At 74.0% G+C, this 3471-nt stretch carries 1 protein-coding gene; it reads left to right on the top strand.

Annotated features, from left to right (window positions below; genetic code table 11):
* On the top strand, positions 1 to 3471 hold a 3471-nt coding region (locus tag IE273_RS42945; protein ID WP_189820535.1), incomplete at both ends, for a type I polyketide synthase.

Here is a 3471-nt window from a genome sequence, read left to right as displayed (position 1 = left end):
TCGCCGGCGACCCGGCCGGTCTGGAGGAGGTCCTGGGCCGGGTGGAGCGGGCCCGGCGCATCCCGGTGGACTACGCCTCGCACTCCGCACAGGTGGAGGAGATCCGTGAGGAGATCCTGCGGGTGCTGGAGGGGGTCTCCCCCCGGCCGGCCACGGTGCCGTTCTTCTCCACGGTGGATGCGGAGTGGCTCACCGGGGAGGAACTCGACGCGGGGTACTGGTTCCGCAACCTGCGCCGGCCGGTGCGGTTCGAAACCGCCGTGCGGAGCCTCGCGACCGCCGGGCACGACATCTTCGTCGAGGTCAGCGCACACCCCGTCCTCACGACGGGAATCCAGGAGACCACCGAGCACGCCAACGATGACACTCCGGTACTGGCGGTCGGCACCCTGCGCCGCGACGACGGCGGCATGCACCGCTTCCTGACGTCGCTCGGTACGGCGTGGGCACACGGAGCGGAGGTGGACGCGGCGGCGCTGTACCCGGGCGGCCGGCGGGTGGCCCTGCCCACCTATCCGTTCCAGCGCGAGCGGTACTGGGTGGCGCCGCCGTCGCCCGAGGTCTCCACGGACTCCTGGCGCTACCGCGTCACGTGGCGCCCGGCCACGCCCGCCGCCCGCCCCCTGGCGGGCAGATGGCTGTTGATCGTCCCGGAGGGATGCCGTGAGGAAGCCTGGGTGACGGGCGTGCTGCGCGCCCTCACCGAGCGCGGCGCACAGGTCGCCGAGCACGTCGTCCCCGCCGGGACCGGCCGGAAGGACCTGGTCACGGCGCTGGGCGAGCGACCGCAGCCGGACGGCGTGCTGTCGCTGCTGGCGCTGGCCGAGCGGCCAGACCCGGCCCACCCGGGCCTGACCACGGGCCTGGCCCTCACCACCGTGCTCACCCAGGCGCTCGACGACCTCCGCTGGACCGCGCCGCTGTGGTGCCTCACCCACGGCGCCACGTCCGCGGCCGACGACGCCGGACCGCGGCATCCCGCGCAGGCGGCGGTGTGGGGCCTCGGCCGGGTCATCGGCCTGGAGCACCCGGAGTTCTGGGGCGGTCTGGCCGATCTGCCCCCCGACTACGACGACCGGTCCGCCGCCGCGCTCTGCGACGTGCTCGCCGGTGGCGGCGACGAGGACCAGTGGGCGATCCGCGCGCACACCACACTGGTGCGCCGCCTCGCCCGCGCGCTGCCGGACGGCAGGCCCGCCCGGCGCGCCTGGCGCCCGCGGGGCACGGTTCTGGTCACGGGGGCCACCGGCGCCGTCGGCCCGTACATCGCCCGCTGGCTGGCCGCCGCGGGCGCCGAGCACCTGGTGCTGGCGAGCCGCCGCGGCGCGGACGTGCCCGGCGCCGCGGAACTCACCGCGGAACTCGCCGAGGCGGGGACCCGGCTCGACTACACGGGCTGTGACGTCACCGACCGTGCGGCGGTGGCCGACCTGGTGGCGAGGCTCGCCGGGGAGGGCACCCCGGTCCGCGTGGTCGTGCACGCCGCGGCCCTCATCCAGATCGCGTCCCTGGCCGACACCTCGCTGACCGAGTTCGAGGACGTCGTGCACGCCAAGACGGCCGGCGCGGTCCACCTGGCCGAGCTGCTGCCCGACCTCGACGCGTTCATCCTCTTCTCCTCCATCGCCGGGGTCTGGGGCAGCGGCGACCACGGCGCCTATGCCGCCGCCAACGCCTTCCTCGACGCCTACGCCGAGCACCTGCGGGGCCGCGGCGTGCCGGCCACGTCCATCGCCTGGGGCATCTGGAACACCCCGAACCTGGCGGATGCCGCCACCATGCCCGGTGGCCTCGACATGGACCGGGTCCGGCGCCAGGGCCTGCCGTTCATCGACCCGCAGCTCGCGGTCTCGGCACTTCAGCGGGCCCTGGACGACGACGAGACGGTCCTCGCGGTCGCCGAGGTGGACTGGTCGCGCTTCGCGCCGGTCTTCACCTCCGCCCGTCCTCGCCCGCTGCTGGACGAGATACCGGAGGTGGCGGCCCTCGCCAAGCAGGAAAGCCCGGTCACCGCGCCGACGACCGCTGCCCTTTCCGAGGGCGAGCTCGTCACGCTCGTACGCGAACAGGTGGCCTCGGTCCTCGGCCACTCCGGCGGTGACGCGGTCGATCCCAAGCGCGCCTTCAGGGACATCGGCTTCGACTCGCTCACCGCGGTGGAGCTGCGCAACCGGCTGAACGCCGCGACCGGCCTGCGGCTGCCCACCACGGTCGTCTTCGACCACCCCAACGTCCACGCCATCGCCCGCCACCTGCGTGCGGAGCTGACCCAGGACACCGCCGCCCCGGCGGCCACGGTCGTGGTCGCGGCCGAGAACGAGCCGATCGCACTGGTGGGGATGGCCTGCCGGTTCCCGGGCGGCGTCAACACCCCGGAGAAGCTGTGGGAACTGCTGCGCGCGGGCGGCGACGTCATCTCCGACTTCCCGACCGACCGCGGCTGGGACCTGGACGGCCTCTACGACCCGGACCCTGACAGGCCCGGCACGTCGTACACCCGGCACGGCGGCTTCCTGGACGCGGCGGGCGACTTCGACCCCCTGTTCTTCGGTATCAGCCCGCGTGAGGCGCTCACGATGGACCCGCAGCAGCGGCTGCTGCTGGAGACCGCGTGGGAGGCGTTCGAGCGGGCCGGTATCGACCCGGAGAGCCAGCGCGGCGAGCGGGCCGGCGTCTTCGTCGGCAACGGCTACCAGGGCTACGGCGCCAACGCCGAGGTCCCGGAAGGGCTCGAGGGCCAGATGGTCACGGGCGGCTCCGCCAGCGTGGCGTCCGGCCGGATCGCGTACACCTTCGGTCTGGAGGGTCCCGCGGTCAGCGTCGACACGGCGTGTTCGTCGTCGCTGGTGGCGATGCACCTGGCGAGTCAGGCGCTGCGCTCGGGCGAGTGCTCGCTCGCCCTCGCCGGCGGTGTCACCGTGATGGCCAACCCGGAGGGCTTCGTCGGCTTCAGCCGACAGCGCGGCCTCGCCGAGGACGGCCGCTGCAAGGCGTTCGCCGCCTCTGCCGACGGCATGGGCATGTCCGAGGGTGTCGGCATGGTGGTCCTGGAGCGGCTGTCGGACGCGCGGCGCAACGGGCATCCGGTGCTGGCGGTGATCCGGGGCAGCGCCATCAACCAGGACGGCGCCTCCAACGGCCTGTCCGCGCCGAACGGCCTCGCGCAGCAGCGGGTGATCCGGCAGGCGCTGGCCAGTGCCGGGCTGAAGCCGTCCGACGTGTCCGCCGTCGAGGCGCACGGCACGGGCACGACGCTCGGTGACCCGATCGAGGCGCAGGCGCTGCTGGCCACGTACGGACAGGACCGGGAGGAACCACTCTGGCTGGGCTCCGTCAAGTCCAACATCGGCCACACGCAGCTGGCCTCCGGTGTGGCCGGTGTGATCAAGATGGTGCTGGCGATGCGGCACGGGGTGCTGCCCAGGACCCTGCACGTGGACGAGCCGTCGACGCATGTCGACTGGTCGGCGG

The sequence above is a fragment of the Streptomyces olivaceoviridis genome (assembly GCF_014650115.1).
Lineage (GTDB): Bacteria > Actinomycetota > Actinomycetes > Streptomycetales > Streptomycetaceae > Streptomyces > Streptomyces olivaceoviridis.
The sequence above is the reverse complement of the archived record's forward strand: the minus strand, read 5'-3'. Positions and strand labels throughout refer to the sequence as shown.